The following is a 26,426-nucleotide window of genomic DNA, read 5'->3' on the forward strand; positions in this document are numbered from 1 at the left end:
CAGAACAATCACCTTGCAACTAACGGAATGAATTAGGCGCAGCCTTTGTCAACCAAAATGTATCTATTTGAGGACGGCTAGATGGATGAACATGAGAAATATACGCAATTAACAGGTAAGTCTTGGATAGCCGCTGTGATGGAGTGGCAACAGCTAGACCAGCGCGTCCACGAGGCTGCAGCCCAATACATTAAAGACATAACACCTCATGACTCAGAGGAAAGAAAGCAACTTGAGACTGCCCTTAGAGCAAAGCACGCGGAAGCGGACGCTTATTGGAAACAAATGTGGGAGGACCTTGATCGCTGCTAGTAAAAAGCCCGGCCATATGGTCGGGCTTTTATTCAAGACTTGAATTACAGGGGGCGATTCACATCGTCATCCAGATTATCGTCTGGCATACCAGGATCAACTACATCACCACCGATACCGGTGTCATCAGGGTTTAAGGGATCAGGGCTTTGTGCCATCAATGGAGTGTGCTCATACATAGCCATCGTGCATCTCCTCTCTTATAGGGCCGAAGCGGCCTCATAATTTAGAGTTATCCGCTCATGGAGTGTTCACGCCAAAGGGTTCCGCTCGTCTAAACAACGGCCAAGAGTGCCTCGCCTATAATAGTCACTTTATCCCATCTAGGGACGACTCGCCCTTCAACTGCACGCAAAATATCCTAGAACCTGTTATCCCCAGCAGTAAGTATATTCATTGAAAAGACATGTCCGGTATGGCACCAAATCTTGACACTGTCGAGCAGTACGCCGGATGCATAGATGGGAGAATAAAGAATTACCAGAAACAACACGGCAGGAAGGTCAGCGGGAAATTCTGGAAGAATGCAGATACCTTCAGTAAAAGCCCTAACCACCACGATATTACGTGTATCGACGCCTTATGCCTTGAAGTAGTCAGGAATCACGTCTGACGGCTAGTCTATTTGTGCAGGCATAATTCAAGTCTTTAATCTCGATCTAGATTAAAGCGTTAGGGAATAGTTCAGACTTTAATACCGCAGTACAGATTGAAGATAGGCACGGTGTTATTCAGAACAAAAAATTAGCTATTCGCCCTGGCAAGCTCATAAGGCTAGTCTGATACCTGACAAATCTTGATTACATCCAGAACCTCAAGCCCCTCTTCCCGAGCAGACTTTTCGGCCTCTATTTGCGCCGTCACGGTACTAATAGAACGTGATCGACACTCCAAGCGATAGGGATGGCTATCGCTCTTTTTACGAACGCTCAACTCAACGAGTGTATAAGTTAGATTTCGAGCAGGTTTTTCCTTTACCGGCTTAGAAACAAGCCCAAGCGCCTCTAGCATCTCAGCTTCTAATAACGGTTGTCGAGAAGACATATAGGGATCCCCGCAGATAAAAAAGCGAGAGGAGAAAGCATTCAGAGGTAAAGGCAGGTTTATTTCAAACTTAGGAGACGGGTCGAACCCTAATAGAACGGGAGCTTACGCTCCCGCTCATGTCATCTTTTACTGACGACCGCCGCCATGGCTGTGCTCGCCGCCTTTCTTGCCGGCTTCAGAAGCTTTTTCGCGATCGTTGGCAAAGTTGCCACCGCTGTTTTGACCGCCTTTCTTGCCTGCTTCAGAGGCTTTCTCATGATCGTTAGCAAAGTTACCTGGATTGTCGTTTTTAGCTGTCATGTCTTTCTCCTTAATGGTTGGGACTTGCCTGGCTGATCGGAACAATCACCCTTCAAAGGATCGGAAGAGAAAAGGCAGTGTAGAGTTCCTTAAAGGTTAGTGATGTCCTTTTTATAGGACAAGCGGTAGCGCACAAACAGCTTATTTTTTATATGAGAATGGTGATAAAACGCCGAACCTGGCTCGAGGTCCTCCAGCAACTTTGCTGAAGGCATCTTATGCAAGGTATAACTCGACACCTTTGATCAGTGGATAGCATGGGGCCAAAACCTACTCCTACTCAGGCCTTGCCTGTTGCTCAATGATTACTTGAGGATACTCAGCGGCTCACAATCAAGCGTGTCCGCGCCATTCACTCCAGGAGCAAGGACCGCCATAAGGAGGAACGTATTCAGGTTCTCGCGCTATCTGGTTAACAAGATACGGAAGGCAGCTGCGAAAGCACACGTTAGTCTAAACCAGATTTCCATTGGTATTTTCCTTGTAGACTCTTACCGACGTACTTAGGGCCGAAATAACCCCACACAGGAATATGTAATGAACGACGCCTGGGAAATTATCAGGGCTACCCTGTGCGAAGAGTTCGCCGACTTTCTTGATCCTGCGCAGACAACACGTCTTGTGCTTCGCCTAACGCTGGCGGCCTTTTTAGGAGGGCTACTGGGTTTAGAGCGTGAACAAGCTGGCAAGGCGGCAGGTATTCGTACCCATATGCTAGTTGCCTTGGGTTCGGCCCTCTTTGTACTCATTCCCTCGCTGATGGGGGTTGGCAGTACCGATCTCAGCCGCGTCATACAAGGACTGGTTACAGGAATAGGTTTTCTTGGCGCTGGAACGATAATAAAAGGGCATGACATGAACCATGTAAAGGGCCTGACGACCGCTGCCGGGATCTGGCTGACCGCTGCGATCGGCATGGCGGCGGGTTCGGGCCGGGAAATGGCAGCCATCTTTTGTACCCTACTAGCACTAAGCATTTTTTTCCTGCTACCGCGGGTACTTCCGCTAGATGACCAACCTTCCACCAAGTCAGAGGATATTTAATCCTATGGGCTTACAGCTTGCCTGAGGTGATACCCCCGCGGGATGGCTTACTGCTTGCGGCTTGCCAAAACCTGCATGCGTGAGCATTAGAAACGGGTTATCGTTTGGATTTACGGCCGCTTACGCAAAGGCCGCCTCTCAAGGAATCCTCACGCGTCTAAGCACGTCAGTATAGAGGTAGGAAAGCACTCGGAGCGCTGAGTGGACAGCATTATCCAGTTTCCAACTGTTTTGATTTAGGCGTTATCAGGAGTTTTCATGAGAGAGGATTCGTATCGTCAGTACGTCCTGACGCTAACGGTTGTATTTGGAGCGATCTGGGTTTTACTGGCGATTTCTCCCGTTAAACGGGGGGATTGGCTGATGGAAAATCTGCTTGTCGTGCTGTTTGTGTTGGTTCTAGCCATTAGCCATCGGAAATTCATGTTTTCACGCACCTCATTCAGCCTGGTTTTTCTGTTTCTCTGCATTCATGAGGTAGGTGCTCACTATACATATGCTCAGGTGCCATACAATGCCTGGTGGCAGGCATTAACCGGCCAGACGCTTGACGAGGCCATGGGGTTTCAACGTAATCAGTTCGACCGCTTGGTGCACTTTAGTTATGGTTTGTTGCTGGCTTACCCTATCCGTGAGGGTTTACTGCGACTGGTCCCGGTGCGTGGTTTTCTAAGCTACTTCCTGACGCTCAATCTCATACTCTCGTCGTCAGCCGTGTACGAGCTTATCGAATGGATCGGAGGTGCCTATCTGGGTGGCGATGCCGCTAAAGCATTTGTAGGCGCCCAGCAGGACCCATGGGACTCGCAAAAAGACATGGCAATGGCGACGGTAGGAGCGATTGTCATGCTCTTAGGTGCTGCGACAGTCAATGTATTTCACCGACAGGATTTTGCCCTGCAGTGGGCAAACCGCTTCAAGCAACGGTAGAGCTGTTTGATATACGGGCTCTCTTTGTGCCATCGGTAGCCGAAGAATACGGTGACGGGCAGTACAGAGCCCTTATATCCCCTCTTATACTCTGCGCTTAAGGCTACGGACATTGGCAAATATCCCCGGCCATACCATGCTGCCTCCCTTACAGACTAGTTGTGCTTGCTACAGACAATTCTCCGGGCATTCCACCACCGACACGAGCTCCAACAATCATCTCGGTTGCCCAGCTAACGAGAATAGCGGTATAGGCTTGCTGATAGGTCTCTCCATTTAGACCATGATCTGCACCCTCTATAATCCGGTGTGTCAGAGAGCGGGTATGCTGAAAGGCCGCACGGTAATTCATGATGGTCGTATGGGGGACAAAGTCATCATGCTCAGACTCGACAATCAGAACATCACCCTTGAATTGAGCGCAGGCAGCCAACGCCCGATTTTCAGAGGAATGAATACGGCTGTTTCGATAGTCTCTTAAATCCTCTTTGTTGAGCTGCCGCTTAGGGACCGTCCAGTCCTCGTCACGGTATAAGGCCGGAACTCTTAAGGCTAGCCATTTAACAGGCCGCATTGAGGTCAAGATGACGGATAGGTACCCCCCATAACTCGTACCGACCACAGCGATAGCCTCAGCGTCCACCTGAGGGTGTTTAGCCAGACGATCATAAGCTGCAAGTACATCGCGTAAACTGTCCTCACGCGTGATGTGCTGCTGCTTGTCTTGAGTCAAACCGTGACCACGCATATCGAAAGTCATGCATACACAGCCGAGGCCGGCTATGCCTTTGGCCCTGCCCAGGTCACGTTGCTGACTGCCTCCCCAACCGTGCACGAAAAGAACACCGGGAACCTTGGCATCGGGCGTCAGGAAGGTTCCAGCAATGTGTTCATCATCCACTTGGAGCTCCAGCTGTTCACTACGGGTTGCCATACGGTTCCAGCCTCGCACTTTTCGTTATAAAACCGATCTCGGGATCGTGGCCTTGATAAAAGACTACGGCTTGTGCAAAAGGCTTTTCATGGTAGTCATAGGACTCTCGAGACGTGGCCTTGAGGATATGAAGTGAGTCGTCGGCTGCAAATGCTTCAAGAGCAAGGATCTCCGCACTCGTTGCGCCACCCATTCGCCAGGATTGTTCAAGAACGCCAGAAACCCATTGGTTAGAGATATTGTGCCCTTGGACAACATCATAGTTGCGGCGCGATGAAAAAAAGCCTGGATAACACATGGCAGCCGCTGCGTCATATCGCCTAGCCTGCTCTATCGCAAGCTTTATCGAGGCGTCGGGCGAGTGCACGCAGAGTTCATCAAAACCACCCCTGACTACTATTAACTCAGACCCACCATAGACCCAGCAGCCGTTGTGGTCCTGAACCAGACGTTGAGTACCGTAGTAAGAAGCTAGGTGATCACCAATTTTTATCTGACCAACGCTTAGGGTCGTGACATCCTCAAGCGCTTCTTCCAGTACCAGACCGAAATGGGACAATTCATCGTTATCCTGTTCTGCAAGAGCAGACTCCGCCTGGGCACGTGTGGAAACTACGATTTGCCCACGTCCTGCCGTTGCCCTGACAGGTTTGATACGAAACGGCCCCTTTTCCAATAATCGCCTGGCTGCTTTCCGCGCATCCTCTTGGCTAAAGACTGAAAAGCCGTTCAGGCATACGCCCTGTAGATGTACGCAAAGGTCATATGACCATCCTTTTGGGGCATATGCACCTGGGCTGACAAGGGGATGAGTAATCGCTTTTGTACCCATAAAGGCTTCAGGAACAACGCCACCCAGGAGATCCCTTTCAGTCTTTATGCTCAACGCGTTGGCAGCTTCCACACCTACTATCGTTTGCGAAGGAACGTAGTAGAGAGGTCTATCAGCGGTTAACTGAGGGGCGTATTCGCCTTCAAATACACTGTGCCTGAGAATAGCGACCCGTCTTGCTATTTCGGTATGCGATTGCTTTTCATGCTCCGGGGCGTGCTCACGATTAGACAAAGTGACAACGGCTTCCTGAGCGCTGCCAGATGAGTTTACTGCCAACATGAGCATGGCTCCTCTTTCAGCTCAGGAAACCTTCCTGAGACTAGGTATCAGTGTCCCTAAAATCCTCTATTCATTCCTAACTGCCACCAGGTTGTCTTAAATGAGTCATAAGGGCAGCGCTAATAATATTAGCTTACTTACATAGACAGACAGCCTATCCGGATATATCCATGATCTGAACGAAGCAGCAGCATTTATTTACAATATCCTTATCAGAAGCTGATGTCAGGTTTTAATGAGGCTGGTACTCGAGCGCTTGGCCCATGTTAGATCTGACAACCAGACTAACGGCAGATAAGTTGTGGAACCATTAACTATTTATCAGTTCATTGCTTTAGTAACTGAAAAAATCATATGTCCTAGTAACGCAGAAGTAGTGCTCTGATGGATAAATCAATACCGGCTCGAGCCACCATAATCTGCAAGCGAGATGACAAGATTTTGCTCGTTCGTAAGGCGGACTCAAAATGGAACCTACCTGGCGGCAAAATAGAAATTAATGAGACACCTGATACAGCAGCCATACGTGAGTTAAGCGAGGAAACGGGGTTACAGAAATGTGAATTTACCTATTTAGCCAGGATGGAGCTTACCCGGACTTGCCATTATATATTCAAGACTTTCATAGAGGATAAAGAAGTACCTGAGCCGCTTAATGAAATAGCCGCCTGTCGCTGGTTCTCAATGAGCGAGATGAAAAAAAGCAAGGTTCGTAAAACGGCTAGGCGGGTTATTAAGAGCTTTGATGAAAACGTGTAAAGTTTGTCAAAACCGCTCTCTTTAATAGTATCCGCTGGTTTACCTAGAATAGATTTACGTGCTTCTCTACCTAGCACTACGCTACAGTTACTTTAGGCTTTATAAGCATTCCGTTATTAGTTAACGTTGGATTTTCTCTGTATGCGTTGCCTTTGTGTGCTATACGACTGCACTCTGACTCTAAGAGAGGACTACTTTTCAACAGGCGCCGTCTTGTCTAGCCTACTTAAGACCAAGCCATGTAAGTTTACAATACTCGATCGAAAAACATGTCTCTCTTACAGCGCAGCGCCATACCCTCTACATAATCTCGAACAATCTGCGGCCACCTAGAGCTGCTAACAAAACCCATTTTTATAGGCAAGCATAAGCTTGATACTCGCTGAAATTTTTTATCCTTGGCCTGCTGCATGGCTCTCTTAATGAGGTTTTGTTAGCGGCTCTTATTAGGATTAATGATGACCCTTGTTTAGGCACTGCACATTTAAAGGGTGCGATAGTTTTCCCGAATTCAGACCAATGGTGCCTGTATGGTTGAATATCAAGACCTGCGGCCTTTCCAATTAATACAACTTATCTACTCGCCATGTGAGGTAGTCATGACCAATGAACGTAATAAGCCAGTACACCAAAGCCCACGCGGAACGCCTGATACACCGGCTGGCGATACGGCTGATACCGATGATGATCGGGTTGGGCCGGCGCCTATTCCAGGAGGCTGCGACATGACTGAAAAAAACAGTTAACGCTTATAGGCGCATATCTTAGCTATCGCCTGTAGGCACCTGGTTCTTTGGCCTGATCTTTCCACGAAAAACCCAGAAGCCAAAGGTGCTATACACAAGCGTAACGGGTATCAGAATAGCAAAGCCTCCTAGCACAAGCAGTTGGCTCAAAGGGGCCGAGGAGGCCTGCGAAATTGTGAGAGTGGGCGGTATAACCAAAGGATACAACGCAACGATCATTGCCCCATAAGCCACTATGAACCAACCGAGTACAGCAAATAGGGGTAGAAAATGATGCGTCCAAGAGAAAGCGCGCCAAAAGACGATCATCAGCCCTACCAGCAACAGCGTAATTGGTCCTCCAATTGACGGCTCCAGCCAGCGCTCCTCATTTACCGTATTCAAGCCAAACGTCCAGGTGACAATACCGGCAAGCAAAACCAATGTGATCTGGGCAAGGATCCATCTTATTTAACGGCTGATCACTGTCCAAAAACAATGACCAGCCCAAGGGAAAAGTAGCTTATTGAGGTAACAGTTCCACCTTGATCCACCCCTCTTTGCGCTTGTCGAAGGTTTTGAAAGCGCTCAAGGCATCCGTCAGGTGCTGGTGTTGGGTAATGATCTTGGACGGATCGATTCGGCCTGACAACGTGAGATCAATCAGCTTGGGAATATATTTGCGGTGATGGCAATTGCCCATGTTGATCGTCAGGTTCTTGTTCATCGCCGCGCCAATGGGGAATCCACGAAACTCGGGCGGATATACTCCGATGATCGAAAGCGTACCGGCCTTGGCCAATCCTTCCACAGCCCATTGCAGTGCCTGGCTAGGTGCATTACCAGGAACCCAATTACCGTTCTGCGGGTTCTGCTCAGGTGCATTGGCTTTAGCCTCCTGCTCCTGCCCTTCTATATCGCTACTTTCGACGGCTTTTCCACTGTGTGCATGGACGGCATCGATGCCAACTGCATCAATTGCGCGATCGGCACCGATTCCTCCAGTTAGCCGCACCAGGGTCTGTACTGGATCTTCCCTGTCGAAATTGATGCATTCGGCACCCAACTCGCGCGCCTGCTCCAGACGGTCCTCAAGACAGTCGATTGCAAAGACACGTCCAGCGCCCAGCAGCTTGGCGCTGGCAACGGCAAAAAGGCCTACGGGACCACAGCCGTACACCGCCACAGTGTCACCATCCTTGATTTCAGCCATCTCGGCTCCAAAGTAGCCGGTCGGGAAGATATCCGACATGGCAATCGCCTGCTCATCGGTAATTTCGTCAGGGATCTTGATCAAGCCAATGTTGGCGTAGGGAATACGGGCCTTTTCTGCCTGCAGCCCATTGAAAGGACCAGTAGCTGCCGGACCGCCAAAAAATGACGTACCTGCCTGGTTGCCATTTGGATTGGCCACATCACACTGAGCAAAATAGCCGGCCCTGCAATAGGAACAGCTTCCACAGGCTATGGTGGAAGGAATGATCACCCGATCACCGACCTTCAGGTTTCGTACATCGCTGCCCAGCGCTTCAACAACGCCAACGCCTTCATGTCCAAGAATGGTGCCCTCTTTCATGCCGGAAAAGCTGCCGCGTATGAAGTGCAAATCAGTGCCACAGATGGCTGAAGCCGTCAGCCTGACAATGGCATCCGTCGGCTCTTGAATGTTGGGTTCGGGCACATCATCAACCCGGATATCACCGATACCATGAAATACGACAGCTTTCATTTTGCCTCCTGATCTAAGGGGGATGGAATGCCAAGGCCAACGATCCACGAGGCACCCGGCGCCATCATGATTGAAACCGGTTCATATGCCAGCAGCTATGCCGTGGATACTGTAGAACTTGCGACTCCCAGGATTTCAGAGGCGTTCCCTGATTACATATATTTCAGACCTGCGTAGACGTTCGTTACGCTTGAGAATTAACGTCTGGTACACCAGAAAGGTGGTTTGCAAAAAAGCCGGAAATTTTGCGGGCTGACACGCCCTTAACGAATCCGTTGAAGAACCTCGTGTTCCTCTACAGCGGCGCTAAATGGGCCCTTATCCTCCTGCTACACCTGTAATCGCTAAATAGAACGCTATCAGCGAAACAGCCATACCTAACAGGACGACTACACCATCCTTTGCTGTCAACCCAAGACCAAAAAGACAAATAGCCGAGAATGGAGCCAGACTAGCAAATGGTATGAACTCCAGGGGAGGTACAGAGGTTGTCAATATCAGGCATATTGCCGCAATAAGACGAACAAAGGTTTTCTGCGTAGCCCAGCCGAGGCGCGGCCGGATGACCTTGTCCAGCCCTCGTATGACTTTACGAACCTTGTTCAGGCCTGACTCGATCTTCTGACTTTTAACAGAACGTTTAGCCAGGAACTGAGGCATCCAGAAATGATTACGTCCAAACAGCATCTGAAGTGCGAAGACCGCAACGATCAGCGCAAAGAAAGTGGATGCGCCCGGTACGCCGCCTACCGGACTGATTTCGATGATAGACGGGACGAATAAAAAAGGACCATAACTACGCTGCCCTATCTCACGCTTGATATCACCAACCGATACCTTATCTTTCTCTTTACCCAGCTCAATAACACCATCGATTACGTCTTCCAGGCATTCCGATTTTGCAGTGTTGTTTCCGTTTGACATCTATCCCCCATGGCTCTCTGGCACAGACTCACTTTTTTTGAATATTAGTGTCTTGGGACAGCAGTACGGGTCAGCGTTGATCACGCACAGTGTCTTCAGCTAGATGAGGTTCAGGGGTAGAAGCATGTATCGGCGGGGCACTGGTCATGAAAGTCTCCAGATTCAAGTGTTGAAAGGCTTGGCTTGAGGTGCTGTTCAGACCATTGCGGCAGTAACATCAGCACCCATTGCTAAATGGCCCAGCTGCGGCTAGGCCATTTAGTATCCCATCAACAACTCATCAGCGTTTTGTACCTTCCTCAGGAGGTGGTGCTGAGAAGTCATCATTGGCAATAGCGTCACCGTCTGGATCCACCTCGTCTCCAGGTGCCAACGGATCCGAACCCTGTGCTTTCGAAATGTCTTGGCCGTCGGTATTCATATGCCTGTCTCCCCTATTCATTGTTTATGCCTAAGGTTAGAGACCATGACCCTAGGGCTGTTCAACTTCTGCGATACCGGCGGTCTTACTGTTTGGATTCTGTGCTATGCCTTGTGTCATTCGGTTGACATCCACCCCGCCCTAAAGCGCGGGAATTCCTGCTGATGGACGCTCATGCCCGAGCGCGGGAATGTTCCTGGCCGCGTTGTATCGCGGTCGTGAGCGACACCGCACTCACATCAGGTCTATTCTCTTAGTACGCAGCCCTGACACCTCTTAGTCCCGTCAGGGAGCCACAAGCCGAACAGATGCGACGCCCAGGTACAGCATGAAACCCGCTGGCTCAGACGCATTCCCCTCTTGCTAGGAATACTGGCCGCTGTTGTTGCCTGTTATGGCTACTTCATGTCGTATTGGACGATCATGGTTGTGGCGCTCTTTATCCTTACCGTTGGCGTCAGCGTACAGGCTGTACTCTGATTTAGGCTGTGGGATTTAGACAAGCGCAAGTAGAATAAGATATACAGAATATACATCCCTACTCCCTGAAAATAGCCGCTTGTTCTTAGCCAGATTTATTGGCCTGAGTAGACTTGCATCACGGGATTTGTAGGGCAAAGGTGAGTTATCGAGCAACGACCGGGAGCCCGCGATGACTGCCTTTTCTATTGTCCAGAATGCCTTTACCTTCCCTCAAAGTGAGGTAGCGATCCAGTTACCCGAGCGCTCACTGGAGGAGAAGATCGAAGGGGCTGTGCAGGCCATCACCGTGCTGATCGAGCAGGGCTGGCATCCGGTCGTGGCATGGAGTGGCGGCAAGGACTCCAGCGTCACGCTGAACCTTACGCTGACCGCGTTGATCTGGCTCAAGAAGGCTGGCGCCACCCTCCCGACCCTGCATGTCTGCCACAGCGACACGCTGGTCGAGAACCCCGTGATCAAGGCCTTCAACCGCTCACAGGTCTCGCAGATCCGCGCCTACGCCAAGGCCCAGGGCATCGCCGTCAGGGTCTGGCTGGCCACGCCCAGCCTGAGCAACGACTATCTGGTCTCCGTAATTGGTGGCCGAACCATCCTGTCCGTCGGCAACAACACCAAGTGCCAGCAGATGATGAAAAGCAGCGTGCTGACCCGTGCCAAGGCGCACATCAAGCGCCAGATCCGGCAGGAGGGTGTGAGCAGTCAGGGAATGTTGTCTATTATTGGAACCCGCAGTGAGGATGATATGCAGGGCTTTCAAGCTTGCTTCTTAACTATGCCATATGTCTTGCATATGCCAAACTTTAGCATTACATTTGCATATGCCGAACATATGCAGGAGCAGCAAGACATGCGTACCGTCTCTATTTTCAAAAATGGTAAGAATCAGGCCGTTCGCTTGCCCAATGACATGGCCTATGAAGGCGTCGGGGAGCTTGAGATTACGCGGGAAGGTGATGTGATAACCCTGCGCCCTGCTCGGCCATCCTGGGCATCTTTTGCTGAGCTCCCCAAGGCTGATGCTGACTTCCTGCAAGAGCGGCAACCGGTAGTCGGCGATGAAGGCAGATTCAATCTGTGATCACCTATATGCTTGATACCTGCATCTGCTCTTTCATTATGCGAGAACATCCGGCCTCGGTGATCCAGCGTCTGGCCACCGAAGTGGAGCAGGGCAACCGGTTTGTGATCTCGGCCATTACCTACGCCGAAATGCGTTATGGGCAGATCGGTAAAAAGGCATCGACCAAGCACAAGACGCTGGTTGATGAGTTTGTAAAGCGCCTGGATGCCGTACTGCCTTGGGATCAGAGGGCAGTCGATGCGACTGTCGAACTCATGCGCGTGCTAACCAAGGCCGGCACTCCAATTGGCCCTAACGATACCGCTATTGCAGGGCATGCCGTGGCTATTGGCTGTGTACTTGTGACCAATAATGTGCGTGAGTTTAGCCGTGTCCCTAGCCTTGTTTACGAGGACTGGGTTTGAGAAAAGATCATATGCCTACTGGGCTAACTTGACATCCTCCCCGCCCTAAAGGACGGTGATTCTCATAGATGGACGCTCATACCCGAGCGCGAGAATGTTTCTGCCCGCGTTGATATCGCGGTCGTGAGCCACACCGCATTCACAGCAGGTCCATTCTCTTATACGCAGCCCTGACACCTCCTGGTCCCGTCAGGGAGCCACAAGCCGAACAGATGCGACGCCCAGGTACAGCACGAAATCCGCTGGCTTAGACGCATTCCTCTCTTGATAGGAATACTGGCCGCTGCAATAGCCTGCTTTGGCTACGCCGTGGGCTACTGGAAGGTCATGACCGTTGCGCTTTTCATTCTCACGATCGGCCTGTCGGCACAGGCTGTACTCTGGTTTGGGCTGTGGGATTTGAACAAGCGCCAGTAGACTTCAGGAGTACGCCTCATAAGCCTAAGCCCCGAAGCGCATATATTGCCCGAGCAGCTACGCGCTCAAAGAGTAAAGGCGCTAGAGGTAGGCAAGACTGGCATTTTGATGATTTTTAAAAAATTCTTGGATATTTCAGGAAGACCAGAAAGGCACATCTGCGGGCTGCTCATACAGCCTGTGATAGATCGAGCGGCAGGAAGACCCTCGCGGTTACAAAAGAATGAGCGCCCCCATGCTCTTATCTGTTTGGCTTTGCCCTTGTAACACCTTTCGACCCTGCAATCGGCATACAGGAGCCATGCCGATTGCAGGATAGTTTCAGTCAGGAATTGTGACCTTTCCATGCCTCACTGAGATGCGATCCTCTACCACAGGCATTAACTGCATTGGTGCAAGATTGGCCAGCGTCGTGTCAGGAGCCGACCCTGACACCCCGCCACGCGACTTTGTTCTGACGAACTGACTGGGAGGCAGGGGCCGACCTTGCGTGAGATGTGCCCACATCTGATCTAGCGCCTGCTCCTCATAGTACGTTAACGGAAGATAGTGACTATCGAAAGGAGGACTGGCTCCAAAGTGGCCCACATTGTCGATCTCGATGTAGCTCAGGCGACTCTTTAAGCCTTCAACAAGACTGTTAAGGCCTAGATAAGGTCTACTTGAGAACATGGGCGGTACGCGAGCATCTGTTCTGCCATGGAGTACAAGCGTGGGAATGCCATGCAGATTACCCGTCGCCCGGAACTCGTTATTTCCCTGGCGCACTCGATAGGCCTCATATGAATGTCCAGCAGCAAGTCTACGCAGGCAACGCGCACCATCCAGGTTATAGTCCTTGCGCCCGCTCCGGACTGAAACAGACTCCGTGTCCCAATGTGGCCCTCTTGGATCTGCATCGTTGATCAGATCGATACTTCCAACCGGCGGGCCGCCTCCTGCATCAACAAACAAAGTTGCCAGTTCCTTATCCGTGGTGGCTCTTGGCCGAAAGCTTGAAGCATCGTGTGAGGCTATACTGTAGTTGCATAGATGGTCCTCTACGCCGAAGCGTCCCAGTGCCGTTATATACTTGAGTAACGTAGCGGTCGGGGCCACTCGAAAGCTAAAGGCCTGTTGATCATCTGCTTCAGGCTCCCAGCCTAGTGCATGTAGTTTGGCGAGCGCTTCCCTCGCCTGCTCTACGGGCTTATTGCCCTTGACCAAGCCTTGTTCAGAAAGAGACTGGCAGCGTTGAGCTGCATAAGTTATCTCGGTAGCGAAAGGGGCATTGGGAGTAGCAAGTACTGCACATGGCTGATAGAGGATGGCCTGAGAAAAGTAATCAATTAGCGACCGCCCACCGCCCCGCCACTCACGGCCTGCCCGCTCGATACTGACCAAACCCGATGCCCTGGGCTGGACTTGTGGCTGGGCCGCAACAATACCGTCAATAATGCCGGCATGGTCGGCCTCACCTGCCAGAAGCGCTGCCCCGCCTCCATTGGAATTACCTGTCACTATAACCAGCGTATTAACAGACGAGAGTCTTTTAGCGCGCTCTGGTCGGGACCGGTTGATCCACCAAAAGGCAAACTCAATGGAGCGAAGTACGTCTCTTCCCCAGGTCGCGTCTGGATTCAACCTGGAATGAGCGTGCTTGAACGCCAGTCGATCAGGATAATGCGAGAGATATTTCGCCCGCTCAGCCGTATGTAGCGGGGCTCTGAAATGAGCCTCTTGGCCAGCCATGAAGGATGAAACCACACGACCATCGATCAGTTGAACCCGATTAGTGGCAAGATCGTGCCAGCCATTTCCCTGGCCTTTATCGGTATACACCACTGCGCATCCACGATGCAGCCCCCATCCTCCTACACGGGGAACATCCTGATACAGTCGAGACGAGCCTGAAGCAGGTACCGCAAGAATACAGGGACTCTGCCAACTGAAATTTTTGGGGATATGCAGCAACATGGCTGCTGTTGCAAAGCCCTGCTGATCATCGGAATAAGCCAGCACTTCATCCCCAGCTACTCGCTCAGCATCTGCAACCACGCTCCCATCAATAAGTGTAGGACCGTAGAGTCGTCCCCATCCCTGACGCGGATCCTGCTTTGAATATAAGGCGTTACGGCGGAGTTCGTTTACAGTGGGGTGTGCCGTGTCCCGATAGCCAGGCGCCTCACCTAACCAGATGGCCTTTCCAAGGCCTGCTGTGAGCAGATCATCACTGATGCCATCGGTATGGCGAACCGAGTAGATCTTTAGCCATTGGGGACGATGGTCATGACGGGACGTTGCATCTATCTGGGCAGCGTTTGCATACAAGACAAACGATACGCCCAGACCTATTGCAAGAATACCCAGACGTTTTTGCATGAGATGCCTCTTCTTGGAGTTATCGGTCAACAGATGCAGGTATATGAGGGTTTGGTTGTGGCTCAAAGGCTTCTGAAGCGTTCGGGCCTGGCTGTATCAGTAGTCAATAATGGACCGCGCCGCTGAGCACAGCGAATACCAACATGACCAGACTCACGCCCCAGGCCCAGAAAAAGGTAAAGGCAATGTGTTTGCGCAGCTCGACCTCGGCCAGGGCCAGGGCGAGATAAACGCTGGGGACTACGGGGCTAATGGCGAAACCAGTGTTCTCGCCAATGAGCATCGCACGCGCTACTGCCTCAAGCGGGACTCCAGCTGCTACCGCCACATCGCGTATCACGGGCAATAGAGCGAAATAGTACGCGTCGGGTGAGAAGATCATTCCCAGCGGTACACCAAATGCGCCAATAATCAGGTGCAGGTACTGCGCCGCCCCCGCTGGTAGGGTGTCGATCAGTGCCATGGCCATGCCGTCAGACATCTTTGCTCCCGCCAGAACGCCGAGCAGTACCCCGGCAGCCATCATGACCAATACCATCTGCAGGGCGTCAGCGGCATGCGCCTTGATACGCTCGGTTTGGCTTTCCAGAGAGGTGAAGTTGAGCGGCAGCGCCAGGCCTAGCCCCACCATGAAACAGGCATACAGCGGGAAGATGCCTGTGAACAGGCAAGCCAGGATTGCGGCGGTCAGACTTACGTTTAGCCAGTAGCGTATTCCGCGTGGCGACAGGGCGTGCTCGCGCGCTTCCGGCTGGGCCAGAGTCAGGTCAAAGCTTGATGCCGCCCCCAGGGATACTGGCAGTTGACGTTGCGCTCGCAGACCGAGCCAGGCGGCGATAAGCAGTAAGCAGGCAAACCCAACCAGTTGCACAGGTATCAGCCCCAGCCACAATTGGGTGGCATCGAGCCCAGTAGTAGCGGCTGCGCGGGCAGTGGTTCCCCCCCAGGGCACCATGTTGCCTACCCCGGCAGTGGTGCCAACCAGCATCAAAAGCATAGTGGGACTCATGTTCACGCGTTTATACAGGGGCAACAGTGCCGGGATGGTCAGCAGGAAGGTTGCCGCCCCAACACCATCAAGGTGAACCACTGCCGTAACCACCACGGTTACCAGGGCAATCAGCAGTGGTTTGCCACCAGTACAGCGGATCAGCAAGTTGACCAGAGGGTCAAACAGGCCGCGATCTCGCATGATGCCAAAATAGAGAATGGCAAACAAAAACAGCGCAGCAGTGGGCGCAACCGTAATCAGACCATTTTTGATAAACGTGCCGATTTCAACGGGGGAAAAGCCAGCCAGAAGGCAGATGGCAACAGGAATTGTAGTAAAGGCCACGACCGGGCTGATTCGGCGCAACAGTATCAGCACAATGATGCTGAGCATCATGGTGAAACCTAGTGCGGTGATCATGTTTTGAACCTCGGTATTTGTTTTTATTGTGGGGTCCGACCCGATGGTCCTGGCCGGCAGGTCGAAGAACAGGCGCAGGCAGATCAGTCGGGAGGTGGTAGACGCATCGACAATAAAAGATAACTCAGGCTCTTGCCGTGCCGGTCAAGACCAGGGCTGCGATTGACCCCTCCCTCCAGAGCGTCCTCCAGGACAAAGTTAAGCGCTTGTAGCGAATCGACTGCATAGCGCTTGACGTGTGCTGGCCGGCGGCTGGCAAACTGCGTAGCGACGCGCTCGGCCGTCAGTTCCTGCTTGAGCCATTCGTAGTGGGCCGCGTCCAGTGGAAACACCGCAATGCTGAGGATATTGCCCTTGTCGCCTGCGCGAGCATGAGCAACGTCGGCAAGAGTGACAGTTGCATTCATCAGTACCACTCCAGACGTGTGTCAATTTCAGCGCGTGGAATCAGAAAGCTGCGCGTAGTAAGGGATTCACCAAGGTGTCGGCGTACGCCACCTCCTCCAGCCGGACCGTTTGTATAAAGCGCCTCCACTTCAGCAAGCAACCTCTCAAGCAGCACCCGGTCATGGTGGACCAGACCGACCCGGGTTCGCACGTCCTCGACATGAGGCGCCTGCGCAAGACATTTGCCCAGGTAGTCGCCACGGGTATCATTAAAGAGGCTGGCAACACCAGCAAGATCAATCCATGGCTCCACCTCGGGAGCAAGTCGGTCAAACCGTTGCAGAAGGATCTCACGGGCCAGATTGGCTCGGGCCACAGCGCCAGGCCCGGCGTAGGATATCTCCGCCTCGCCAAACCACAGCCCGCGCATCCCGGCCAGGCCTTTAAGCTGCTCCGGGCGTGGGTGCCCCTGAATACCACTAATGGCCACGCGATCTGCTGCTAGAGTGCTCACCCTGACCTCGCTTAGATCCAGGATGACGTCAGGTGTAAGGTAGCGACTTGGATCATGCACTTCGTAGAGCAATTGCTCTTTGACCGTGAGCTCGTTCACGAAACCGCCGGAGCCAGCCGACTTGGTAATCACAAGGCTGCCATCGGCACAAATCTCGGCAATGGGGCACCCCAGCTCGGCCAGATCGGGTACGTCCTTTAGGCCAGGATGAGCAAAGTAGCCGCCGGTAATCTGGGTGCAACACTCCAATAGATGCCCGGCTACGGTAGCGATTGCTATCTTCTGCCAGTCATCGGCAGCCCAGCCGAGTCCATGCCGGATCGGGCCAACCGCCAACGAGGGATCGGCGACTCGACCACAGAGCACAATAGCTGCCCCTTCAGTCAAGGCCTGGGTAATTCCGTCGGCACCGGTATAGACATTGACCGAGACAAGGTCGTCTTGCACGCCGTCCAGGTTCAGCCACTGACCAAGACGCTGACGATCCATACCAAGCAGATCATCACCAAGGACACAGGCGATTTTCAGCCCGGGATAGTTTCCGCCAAGTCTGGCACGCAGGCGCTCGGCCGCTGCCCGCGGATTGGCCGCGCCACCATTGGTAATAATCGGTATCCTTGCTTCTATGCAGATATCGAGCACAGGCTCAAGAAAGTCGAACAGCCGTGCGGCATAGCCGGTGCCAGGATCGGCCTGCTTGCGCAGCTGGGCCTCCGCTAACGTGCGCTCGGCCAGCAATTCAAACATCAGGTAGCGTTGCCCTGAACGGCGAGCCAGGTCCTCCGCAAGCTGTCGCCCCGTGTCAGGACGGTCATTGGCGAAGCCCGCCCCACAGCCGATATGTATTTTTGTCATTGCTTCGGACTCAACATGGGTTCTAGGTCATAGTGCAAGCAAATATACTTTTCTGTAAATTTTAAATATTCTAATAATTAATCCACTTATTTTATTAATTATGGATATCAACTTCCGGCAACTACGTGCTTTTGTTCTGATTGCAGAGACTTCCAGCTTTACTCGTACCTCTGAGCAGTTACACCTGTCTCAGCCAGCACTAAGCTACAGTATCCGCAAGCTGGAAGAAGCGGTTGGCTTGCAATTACTGGCACGTAATACTCGGAGTGTAGAACTGACCCCGGGCGGAGAACATTTCCTGTCGCAGGCCAGGCGGATGCTGAGCGATATGGATAATGCTGTACGTGACGCTCGTGAAACACTAAGCCTGAGTCGAGGAACGATTCGCCTGGCCGCACTTCCCACAGCGGCGGCCTCGTTTCTTCCAGAAGTCATTGCTGCGTTTATGAGCTATCATCCAGGGGTGCAGGTATCGCTGCGTGATGGACGGGCAGGAGAAGTCAGGGCCTGGGTTCAGAGCGGTGAAGTGGATGCAGGCATCACCTCACTGCCCGAGGATCTTTCCGGCCTCAGCTTTGAAGCGCTGGTAAATGATAATCTGGTGTTGCTGGCTCCGCGGGGCAGGATCTCAGATGGGAAAAAAAAGGCGCAGGTGTGGCAGGAGCTGCCCTATATCGCACTGACACCAGATACCAGCATCCGTCCATTGGCTGACGCTGCTTTGCATTTACTAAAGGTGCCTGCCGAGCCCGCTTGGGAAGTAGCACACATGAGTACTGCCGCTGCGCTAGTGCGTGCTGGCCTTGGCTTTTCTTTGCTGCCTGCAAGCTGCACAGCGTTTCTACGGGTCGACAACGAACTATTAGTGGTTCCCTTGAAGCAGACTGGACAACGCTCCCTGGGTTTCCTGCAGAAGAAGCCTATTAGACATACGCCATCGATGCGGGCCTTTATGGTTTACCTGACCCGCCAATTGGCAGCGAACGCAACCTGAGCGTTCATGTACCACGTTTCCTCTTACCTTCTGGTCCAGTCAAGAAGCCTGTCGCTGGCCTTTTCATCCTTACCATCGGCATCACTGCACCGGCTGTACTCGGGTTTGGACTGTGGGATTTGAACAAGCGCAAGTAGAATAAGACATACAGAAATATACATCCTGATTTCCCGAAAATAGCCGCTTTTTTGTAGCCATATTTATTGGCCTGAGTGGGCTTGCATCAGCGGATTTGTAGGGCAAGGTGGGGTTATCGGACACAGCCAGGAGCCCACGATGACTGCCTTCCCTCTCACTCAAGACGCCTTTGCCTTCTCTCAAAATGAGGTAGCCTTCCAGCTATCTGAACTCTCACTGGCGCAGTGATGTGCTGGCCCTTATCGCGAGGATCGAGCCAGGCTGGCATCCCACACGTTTAAGCTTCTTGGTATATCGAGGAGCAAATGGATAATACTGTCAGGCACCTTGTGCTCTGACAGTATTCCTATTATTCCGATCAGAGTGATTTCTTTCCGGAACTACTTATTACTGCCTCTATGGCATGCGACAAGCGCAAACGATTAGCTGCGCTGAGCTTTTGCAGACCTAATTCGTATGCCATGGTGCAAAGCAATTCCTCCCCACCTATCGCCCCATCCGCCATCAGCTCTCTAGCAAGCGCCATCAGCTCATCCAGACATATTTCGTCCACTGGCCGCCCGCTAGTTTCCGGGCAGGCCCTTCGGGCTACGACAAGATCATTGGTTGGCATATTATCAGGCCAGAAAAACTCACCTGCTGGCTCTTCGTGGCTACGGTGGTGCCGCCGTGCCACTTCCAGCACTCGATCCCGAATCCGTGCTCCGGTCCTTGTCCACCCATGAGCGCGAGCGATACGTCGCGCCAGCGTCTGATCGAGTACCGGCCCTTCTGCGGCAATTACATAGGCCACCAGCTGCTCAAGCGTTGGATCATACCCAGCGTTTAGGAAGGCGGCAGGATCAATTCCTGGTATCACCTCAGGATTAGACTCAGCATATATTTGCTTATCTCTACAAACTCCCTGCTCCACGCGACCGGATTGACTATGTAGATCGACTGCTCGCGCATAGAGCGCTGGTGACACAGCATCTTCTACCGCCTTAGGCACCTCCGCTTCGGCTTCGGGCGACAGGGCCCCCTCCTCTCTTTGTATATTATCCGAGGCAGCAAGTGCATCCGCGTCTCTAGTAGCCGCAATGCGGGCAGCCTGTTCCTTAGCTTCCAGATCTCGACGCTTGGCTCTCGATACTTCGAGCAAGGCGGTGAGTCGGCTATGGACACGGTTGGCAGTTTCTTGAGCATCGATCCACCAGTCGGTCGACCAGATCCGCAGAATCTCCCACCCTAAACCGCGAAGCACCTGCTCGCGTAGCTTGTCGCGGTCACGCGCCGTCGCACTTCGATGATAAGTAGCGCCATCGCACTCTACGCCGGCAAGATAGCGGCCAGGGGCGTCAGGGTCGACAACACCCAGATCGATCCGGAAGCTCGACACCCCGACCTGCGTATGTACCTGCCAGCCTTTCTTGTTCAGCGCGGTCGCAACAGCCTGTTCAAAGGGACTATCAAAGCCGCCGACACTTCCGCTGACCGCCTCTGCTAGGGCTCGCGGACCGCGCTCAGCAAATTCAAGAAAATGCTTTAGATCGCGTACCCCAACCGACTGGGTCCGCGTTAGGTCGATAAGCTCGGGCCGCAGGCTAGAAAAGACCAGTAGTTCCTGCCGTGCACGGGTCACGGCAACGTTCAACCTCCGCTCGCCACCCTGCCGGTTCAGCGGCCCAAAGTTCATTGACATCACCCCGGCCTGGTCTTTGGCATAGGTTGTTGAGAAGTAAATAATGTCTCGCTCATCCCCCTGCACACTTTCTAAATTCTTAACAAACAACGGCTCAAGTTGGCTTTCGGCGAAGAATACTTCCAATAGCGGATCGGTAGCACGAGCCTTATCGAGCAGATCCTCGATCAAGCGCTGTTGCTCACCATTAAAGGTCACCACGCCAATAGTTTGACCGCTTTCATGAAAACCTGGCGCTTTGAGCCTGGCGACCAGATCATCTACTACGGCCCGTGCTTCTATAGGATTAGTGCGCGAAATGCCTTTTTCATAGACACCGTCAACTTTGCAGAGCCGTACGGCCGTATCTGCGGTAACCGGCGAAGGGAAAGTGATCAGCTTCGATTCGTAGTAACGCTGGTTGGAGAATGCAATCAGACTCTCGTGCCGGCTGCGGTAGTGCCAACGTAAATTACGGGTTGGCAGATTCGCGCTGATGCATTCATCTAAGATACTCTCGAGATCAGCCTCCACATCGTCGTCTTCAACACTGGATTCGGCACGGTCAAAGAAAGAGGTAGGCGGCAGCTGCTTCGGATCGCCCACCATTACGACCTGCCTTCCGCGTGCCATGGCACCGATGGCATCCCACACGGGAATCTGTGAGGCTTCGTCGAATACAACAATATCGAACGGTGTCGCACTTGGCGCCAAATACTGGGCAATGGACAGCGGACTCATTAACAGGCACGGCGTCAACTTAGCTAGAGCATCAGGAGCTTTAGACATAAGCTCGCGAAGCGGCATATGGCGAGATTTCTTACCCATCTCATGGCGCAGTATTCCCCAGTCGGAATTACGAGTAACCGACTCCTGACTGGGTAGGTCACTGCATAGCCGCGCACGTAGCCAGTCACGCGTCAGAGCCGTGAAGCGATCATCAAGTGCACGGAAGTCACGGATGCGTTGCTCATGCTCGACGCTTACAAATGTTCGGATTGCCGGTTCTTGATCCACTACTGCATTGAGCCACCAGCGGGCATAGTTGACCGTTAGTGCTAACAGCGTGGTGCCTGGCGCTATCTGTTGCTCTTCTAGGGCGGTGACCAAGGGCAGGAGACCTACGGCGGCGGCCTCGTCTCGCACTTTTTGCCAAGCACACCAGGCCCTAAGCCGCGGCTCCGAACGAATCAACCCTTCGCACCGCTCAAGCAGACAATCCAGGGTCGGATCATTCAGCGCCGAAACCTCAGCTGAGAAATGGCCTACAGTCCGCATGACCCCATGCTGTTGATTAAGTGCCTCCAATGCCTCGCGCAGCGCTTCGCCGGCGAACGCCACGGATCCTTGAGGCTCAAGCAAGGCGTTGCCATCACCCAGCAACACACCTAGCGCTGCTTTGCAGGCAACCAGCTCCTCCGGTTGCGTCGCCAGTCGAGCTATCGTGCCTGCCAGAGCTGCCTGAAACGCTATAGCCTGCCGGACGGTTTCCTGGCGGGTGCGAAGCCCCTGCCACAGACCCGGTACCATATCGCGAAGATCATCAAGCTCGCTCAAGCTACGCTCGACGCTTGCACGCTGCTTGAGCAACAAACAATCCTGCTGCATGGCCTGACCACAGTGGCCAGCGGCAACGAGCTCATGATCCTCTGACAGTGTTCCTTGGGCATTGATGGCTGCACGAGCGCGCTGAAAGGACAACGCGGCTTTTACCGGGTCGACTACAGTGGCCAAACCACTCCATAACCCGTCGGTAGCGATTCTTAGATCCTGGAAGCTTTCAAGCTCGCGGGTCATTTGCGCGATCTCGCGTAGCCGAACCAGGTCTGTCCTTAGCGCTTCTCCTAACGTTCCCTGCTCGATAGGTTCAAAGCCAGAGTCCGTCCAAACAGCGTCTGCCTTCTGCAGTTCAATAGTTTGCTGCAAGCGAATGGCGGCAAACAAATGAGCCGGATTGGAACGCCAGCCTTGCCAACCTTGACCGACTTGCTCGCATAAGATGAGGTCGTCGATTTGCTTGCGTACGGCACGAATATCGATCCAGGTCTGCAGATCCTTAGCCACTTCTACAGCTGCGTGACTATCGGCTGCCTTACCCAGTGTTTCCCGAATTTTACGCATACCGAAAAAGGACTTCGGCCAGAATGATTGCTCAGCTCTACGCCAGTGCTCCAGCAATTGATAAACATCCAGCGTTTCCACTGCCTCGGTATAGCTAACAGTTAGTTGTCGCTGTAGCTCAGCCAAGCGTTCCAACAAAACGATGGCTTGGCTGAGTCCTTCTAGCACCTCGGCTGACCAAGTCGGACCAAATTCTGCCGTAAGCGCGCGACGACGAAGAAGTAGCGCCAGAGCCTCTTCCGTCTTGCCAAGCAATAATGGAGGCCATGGCGCGCTCAGTCGAGCTGTCAGTGCCTGATGCTGACTCAGCAATTCGCAACCTTCACCGAGCCGCATGGTAAGAGTGCGAATATCTGGCCGTAGTACAAAGCGCCAATCATGCCCAGCAGCCTGAAGCAGCACAGAGGACAGGATTGCCAGGTTCTCGAGACCGCGCAGAGTGAGTGTCATCCGCGGAAGTCGAGTAATCTCAAGGAAACGATCGACTGCACGCTGCAAAGTTTGTGCGAGTGGAATCATACCGCGCGAAATTTGCATAAACTCTGCCTGCCACTTTGGTGACCAGTCCACCTGATTTACACCAAGTAACGCATGCTCCCTCAGCGCGGTATAGCCTACGGCGTCAGCATTTACCTCTAACCGGTTAGCCAGATCCTCAAGCGCCAACATTTCAACCCGGCTGTGATAATGAGGCGAAGCCCAAGCTAAAGCGATCGGACTGAGATCTCGATTTGAGGTCACGATACCGATTGCTGTGAAGATAGATAAGCCATTGGGGTATTGCTTGTGCAAGCAATCAACATAGAGGTTAAGGCTGTCACGCAGCGCTTTGAGGCGCTCCGCCTCCGCTCGCCATAGAGCGGGATCGGTCTGCCCCTTTGCCTCCCAAGCGGTTTGCAGCTGCGCCAGTACATCGGTCTTACTTGCCTTGCTGGAATGGACCTCCAAGCAAAACTCGCCCAACCCGATTTCCCTAAGCCTACGATAAACGACATCCAGAGCTGCAATCTTTTCGGAAACGAACAACACTCGCTTGCCCTGGGCAATAGATTGCGCAATCAGGTTTGCAATCGTTTGACTCTTGCCGGTACCAGGCGGGCCGATTAGAACAAAGTTTTTGCCTTTGGAAGCTGCCATAACAGCTGCCAGCTGCGAGGAGTCCGAAGGAAGCGGGCAGAAGACCTCGTCCGGACCATAGTCGGCATCAAGCCGCTTAGCATCTGGGAAGGCCACGTCCGAAGCGAAAGCATCCCGTGGCGTATCCAACAGATGTTGAACAACCGCGCTGTCACGTAAATGGTCAGCGTGCTGGGAAAGGTCCTTCCACATGAGAAATTTGGCAAAGGAAAACGTCGAAAGATAAATCTCCTCGCTTACCTCCCAGCCCGCCACATCCTTAATTAGATTGGCCACCGTCTTCCAAATAAGCGTGATGTTAAGACCGGACTCATCCCGAGGAAGCTCATGTTCCAAGCTACCCAGCCCTAGCTCAAAGTCCTCTCGCAACATTTCGATGAGTGTCGGGTTGAAGCGAGGCTCATCGTCATGCAAATGAAGGGTGAATCCAGATCGAGCGCTACGCCGCTCAAGGCGTACTGGGACAAGTACAAGCGGAGCCCGATACTTCTTACCTGCACGCTCTTCAGGCGTCCAGCTCAGAAAGCCGATTGCCAAAAATAGGGTATTAGCGCCTCCCTCCTGCATCGCTGACCGTGCGCCACGATAGAGCTCGGTCAGGCGCGCATCCATTTCCGGTCCTGAAAGCCCAATGAATACTTCTTTGCGCTTTAATCCGTCGAGGGCATGTGCCCGTCGCACGTCTTGACGCTCACGCTGCTCGTACAAAGCGCGCTCGCGGGGATCAGCACCGTCCATAAAATCAGGCCGTGGCAGCATTTTGAGCGCCTGCCCGGCCGACAATACGTCCTCCAGTGCAGCCGGATCGGGTGCTTCTAGCTTGAGCGCACGTTTACCAGCCTTGAAGTTTAGCAAGTTGTTACGTAGCGACAGATCCAACAGCTTGCGCTGCCACCGCCCTAATCGGTCCTTAGGGTCGAGTTTGGACAAATCCTCGATCTCGACCTTTTCTAGTTCCTCGGGTAACGAAGGAGCATCTTCGACCAGCAGTTCAGCTCCATGTCTAGCATCGGCTACATCTACGTTAATGTTTTGAGCCTCAGCACTGGCCATGGGCTTGATGCGCTGTAGGCGCGCTCGGCGGATATCAAGTACCATTTCGAACGTGTGCTCCTCCTCATCAGCTACTTGCGCGGCTCCCCGTTCGACGGCGTAGCTAAAAGGTGGGATGGAGGACTGGGTAATTAGGGTTGTCTCGAAAAGCACCAACTCGCTGAGCTTCAAGCGCTTACGAAGCGCCGTGACATCATCAATGAGCGTCGTAGAGAACTCTTCCGCCTTTAGCCACACGCCTGCAAAGGCGTGGCCTTGGGTAAAGACCAATACAGGGTTCAGGCCCGCCTGCTCGAGCGCGGCGCAGAAAAACAAAGCAAGGTCGAAACAGGTAGCGAGTCCAGTGTCGGTGATATGACTAGGGCTTCTTACCTTTTGGCCGTACTGCTCAAAACTGGCTGGAGGTAGACTGTAGACAATCTTCATACCTGCCATAGCGCCCCAGATCGACGAAGCAATCTCCCATGCACGCTTGGCCCCACCGGCATACCCATCCAGCGCTGGACTCTTGCCACTTTTACGCAGAACATCAGCTGCCTTTCTCAACAGCCGTTCTACGGCCAGATCATTAGGCTGCACGAACGCTGCAGTCATATCAGGGATATGTGACAGCCCACCCCACTGCATCCGCGGCAAGAGCTCAAGTACAGCGTCTATACTGGCGATTTCTTCTTCCGCAGCTTTCAACGTGAAGGTCAGCGTAGCCTTCTCTGATTCAACTAGACGCGCTAGCAGGGCACCATCAAGCGCTAAGTCAAGTCCAGCGATCTGCTGATGAGTGTTAGGAGAAAGCGAGTCGATATGCCAAGTCGTAGGCTTAAAGATTTCTGGCGAAGAAGACAGTGACAACACGAGCTCGTGGTACCGCTGCTGCGTCTCATTGATAATCTTAAGCTCTCGAATGACGGGTATAGCGTTTTGGTAGTCAGCGAGGTTCAGCTTTGACACGATGGTATGCTGGATTTTTATCGTCGGTATAGGTTCCGGCTCGTTACTTACCCTAAGTACCTCAGCGTCTCGGTCGACAAAGGGCAGCTCCAATTCGTCCATGAATACACTCCGTACGATAAAATTCGATTTTCAGCCTGCACTTTTGGTGCTTGTCATCTGATGCATCGGCCATTGGGTTAATTTCTTAAGTCGTTGCCGCTGGATTACCGATAAGCGGAGC

Annotated in this window: 22 protein-coding genes and 1 pseudogene; 8 read left to right on the forward strand and 15 right to left on the reverse strand. The window is 52.8% G+C overall.

Features of this window, described 5'->3' with window-relative positions:
• Window positions 1–81 precede the first annotated feature (81 nt).
• Complete coding sequence (locus PLU01S_RS21670; RefSeq protein WP_074829997.1) at window positions 82–312, forward strand: hypothetical protein; 231 nt, start codon at window positions 82–84, stop codon at window positions 310–312.
• A gap of 44 nt (window positions 313–356) precedes the next feature.
• Here PLU01S_RS21670 and PLU01S_RS25820 read toward each other — a convergent pair whose 3' ends face one another.
• The 3 genes and pseudogenes from PLU01S_RS25820 to PLU01S_RS21685 form a co-directional block, all read right to left on the reverse strand.
• Window positions 357–497, reverse strand: coding sequence for a hypothetical protein (locus tag PLU01S_RS25820; RefSeq protein ID WP_159435128.1), 141 nt, complete (start codon window positions 495–497; stop codon window positions 357–359).
• Window positions 498–1,086: 589 nt separating this feature from the next.
• Complete coding sequence (locus PLU01S_RS21680; RefSeq protein WP_083397999.1) at window positions 1,087–1,356, reverse strand: hypothetical protein; 270 nt, start codon at window positions 1,354–1,356, stop codon at window positions 1,087–1,089.
• Window positions 1,357–1,485: 129 nt separating this feature from the next.
• Window positions 1,486–1,635: pseudogene (locus PLU01S_RS21685) on the reverse strand (con-10 family general stress protein); the annotation flags it as partial.
• Window positions 1,636–2,196: 561 nt separating this feature from the next.
• On the opposite strand from PLU01S_RS21685, the gene PLU01S_RS21690 reads away from it, so the two are divergent.
• The gene (locus tag PLU01S_RS21690) at window positions 2,197–2,703 is read left to right on the forward strand and encodes an MgtC/SapB family protein (RefSeq protein WP_074830010.1); all 507 of its coding nucleotides are present in this window, start codon (window positions 2,197–2,199) and stop codon (window positions 2,701–2,703) included.
• 258 nt (window positions 2,704–2,961) lie between these two features.
• Window positions 2,962–3,633, forward strand: a complete 672-nt coding sequence (locus tag PLU01S_RS21695) for a DUF2238 domain-containing protein (RefSeq protein ID WP_074830013.1) — start codon at window positions 2,962–2,964, stop codon at window positions 3,631–3,633.
• A gap of 148 nt (window positions 3,634–3,781) precedes the next feature.
• Here the strand turns inward: PLU01S_RS21695 and PLU01S_RS21700 are convergent, their stop codons facing one another.
• Together PLU01S_RS21700 and PLU01S_RS21705 are read right to left on the reverse strand one after the other, a co-directional pair.
• Entirely contained in the window at window positions 3,782–4,567 is a 786-nt protein-coding gene (locus tag PLU01S_RS21700) for an alpha/beta hydrolase family protein (RefSeq protein WP_074830017.1), read from the reverse strand.
• Window positions 4,554–5,681, reverse strand: a complete 1,128-nt coding sequence (locus tag PLU01S_RS21705) for a DUF3182 family protein (RefSeq protein ID WP_074830117.1) — start codon at window positions 5,679–5,681, stop codon at window positions 4,554–4,556. Before PLU01S_RS21705 ends, PLU01S_RS21700 begins: the two co-directional genes overlap by 14 nt.
• 384 nt (window positions 5,682–6,065) lie before the next feature.
• Between PLU01S_RS21705 and PLU01S_RS21710 the strand changes: the two genes are divergently transcribed.
• On the forward strand, window positions 6,066–6,440 hold the full coding sequence (locus PLU01S_RS21710; RefSeq protein WP_074830024.1) for an NUDIX hydrolase: 375 nt from the start codon (window positions 6,066–6,068) through the stop codon (window positions 6,438–6,440).
• 599 nt (window positions 6,441–7,039) lie between these two features.
• A complete protein-coding gene (locus PLU01S_RS25825) occupies window positions 7,040–7,186 on the forward strand; it encodes a hypothetical protein (RefSeq protein WP_159435129.1) in 147 nt (48 codons plus the stop codon).
• Window positions 7,187–7,204: 18 nt separating this feature from the next.
• Here the strand turns inward: PLU01S_RS25825 and PLU01S_RS26415 are convergent, their stop codons facing one another.
• From PLU01S_RS26415 to PLU01S_RS25830, 4 genes are all read right to left on the reverse strand, one after another.
• The gene (locus PLU01S_RS26415; RefSeq protein WP_083398000.1) at window positions 7,205–7,636 is read right to left on the reverse strand and encodes a cytochrome d ubiquinol oxidase subunit II; all 432 of its coding nucleotides are present in this window, start codon (window positions 7,634–7,636) and stop codon (window positions 7,205–7,207) included.
• 52 nt (window positions 7,637–7,688) lie between these two features.
• Window positions 7,689–8,894 carry a zinc-dependent alcohol dehydrogenase gene (locus tag PLU01S_RS21720; RefSeq protein ID WP_074830032.1) on the reverse strand — a complete coding sequence of 402 codons (1,206 nt, stop codon included), beginning with the start codon at window positions 8,892–8,894 and terminating at the stop codon, window positions 7,689–7,691.
• A 318-nt stretch (window positions 8,895–9,212) separates the two neighbouring features.
• On the reverse strand, window positions 9,213–9,818 hold the full coding sequence (locus PLU01S_RS21725) for an exopolysaccharide biosynthesis protein (RefSeq protein WP_074830042.1): 606 nt from the start codon (window positions 9,816–9,818) through the stop codon (window positions 9,213–9,215).
• Window positions 9,819–10,098: 280 nt separating this feature from the next.
• On the reverse strand, window positions 10,099–10,239 hold the full coding sequence (locus PLU01S_RS25830) for a hypothetical protein (RefSeq protein ID WP_169715112.1): 141 nt from the start codon (window positions 10,237–10,239) through the stop codon (window positions 10,099–10,101).
• Between the two features lie 1,330 nt (window positions 10,240–11,569).
• Between PLU01S_RS25830 and vapB the strand changes: the two genes are divergently transcribed.
• Window positions 11,570–11,800 carry a type II toxin-antitoxin system VapB family antitoxin gene (vapB, locus tag PLU01S_RS21730; RefSeq protein WP_074830119.1) on the forward strand — a complete coding sequence of 77 codons (231 nt, stop codon included), beginning with the start codon at window positions 11,570–11,572 and terminating at the stop codon, window positions 11,798–11,800.
• Complete coding sequence (locus PLU01S_RS21735) at window positions 11,797–12,207, forward strand: type II toxin-antitoxin system VapC family toxin (RefSeq protein ID WP_074830044.1); 411 nt, start codon at window positions 11,797–11,799, stop codon at window positions 12,205–12,207. Before vapB ends, PLU01S_RS21735 begins: the two co-directional genes overlap by 4 nt.
• A 45-nt stretch (window positions 12,208–12,252) precedes the next feature.
• Here PLU01S_RS21735 and PLU01S_RS26420 read toward each other — a convergent pair whose 3' ends face one another.
• The 5 genes from PLU01S_RS26420 to PLU01S_RS21765 all read right to left on the reverse strand — a co-directional run bounded on the left by PLU01S_RS26420 (window position 12,253) and on the right by PLU01S_RS21765 (window position 18,152).
• Window positions 12,253–12,384 carry a zinc ribbon domain-containing protein gene (locus PLU01S_RS26420; RefSeq protein ID WP_288658463.1) on the reverse strand — a complete coding sequence of 44 codons (132 nt, stop codon included), beginning with the start codon at window positions 12,382–12,384 and terminating at the stop codon, window positions 12,253–12,255.
• A gap of 561 nt (window positions 12,385–12,945) precedes the next feature.
• Entirely contained in the window at window positions 12,946–14,985 is a 2,040-nt protein-coding gene (locus tag PLU01S_RS21750; protein WP_074830051.1) for a 3-hydroxybutyrate oligomer hydrolase family protein, read from the reverse strand.
• A gap of 103 nt (window positions 14,986–15,088) precedes the next feature.
• The gene (locus PLU01S_RS21755) at window positions 15,089–16,396 is read right to left on the reverse strand and encodes a CitMHS family transporter (RefSeq protein WP_074830053.1); all 1,308 of its coding nucleotides are present in this window, start codon (window positions 16,394–16,396) and stop codon (window positions 15,089–15,091) included.
• Window positions 16,397–16,479: 83 nt separating this feature from the next.
• Window positions 16,480–16,803: an AtuA-related protein gene (locus PLU01S_RS21760; protein ID WP_173869138.1), complete on the reverse strand. Its 324-nt coding sequence runs from the start codon at window positions 16,801–16,803 to the stop codon at window positions 16,480–16,482.
• Window positions 16,803–18,152 (reverse strand): acyclic terpene utilization AtuA family protein, encoded by a 1,350-nt coding sequence (locus PLU01S_RS21765; RefSeq protein ID WP_074830057.1) that lies wholly within the window; start codon window positions 18,150–18,152, stop codon window positions 16,803–16,805. The genes PLU01S_RS21760 and PLU01S_RS21765 overlap by 1 nt, the downstream gene beginning before the upstream one ends.
• Window positions 18,153–18,252: 100 nt before the next feature.
• Here PLU01S_RS21765 and PLU01S_RS21770 point away from each other — a divergent pair, with 100 nt between their 5' ends.
• On the forward strand, window positions 18,253–19,146 hold the full coding sequence (locus PLU01S_RS21770; RefSeq protein ID WP_074830060.1) for a LysR family transcriptional regulator: 894 nt from the start codon (window positions 18,253–18,255) through the stop codon (window positions 19,144–19,146).
• Window positions 19,147–19,642: 496 nt separating this feature from the next.
• On the opposite strand, the gene PLU01S_RS21775 is transcribed toward PLU01S_RS21770, so the two are convergent.
• On the reverse strand, window positions 19,643–26,305 hold the full coding sequence (locus tag PLU01S_RS21775) for a DUF3320 domain-containing protein (protein ID WP_083398001.1): 6,663 nt from the start codon (window positions 26,303–26,305) through the stop codon (window positions 19,643–19,645).
• Between the last annotated feature and the right edge of the window lie 121 nt (window positions 26,306–26,426).

Source organism: Pseudomonas luteola NBRC 103146, assembly GCF_002091675.1.
In the GTDB taxonomy this organism is placed as follows: Bacteria; Pseudomonadota; Gammaproteobacteria; order Pseudomonadales; family Pseudomonadaceae; genus Chryseomonas; species Chryseomonas luteola.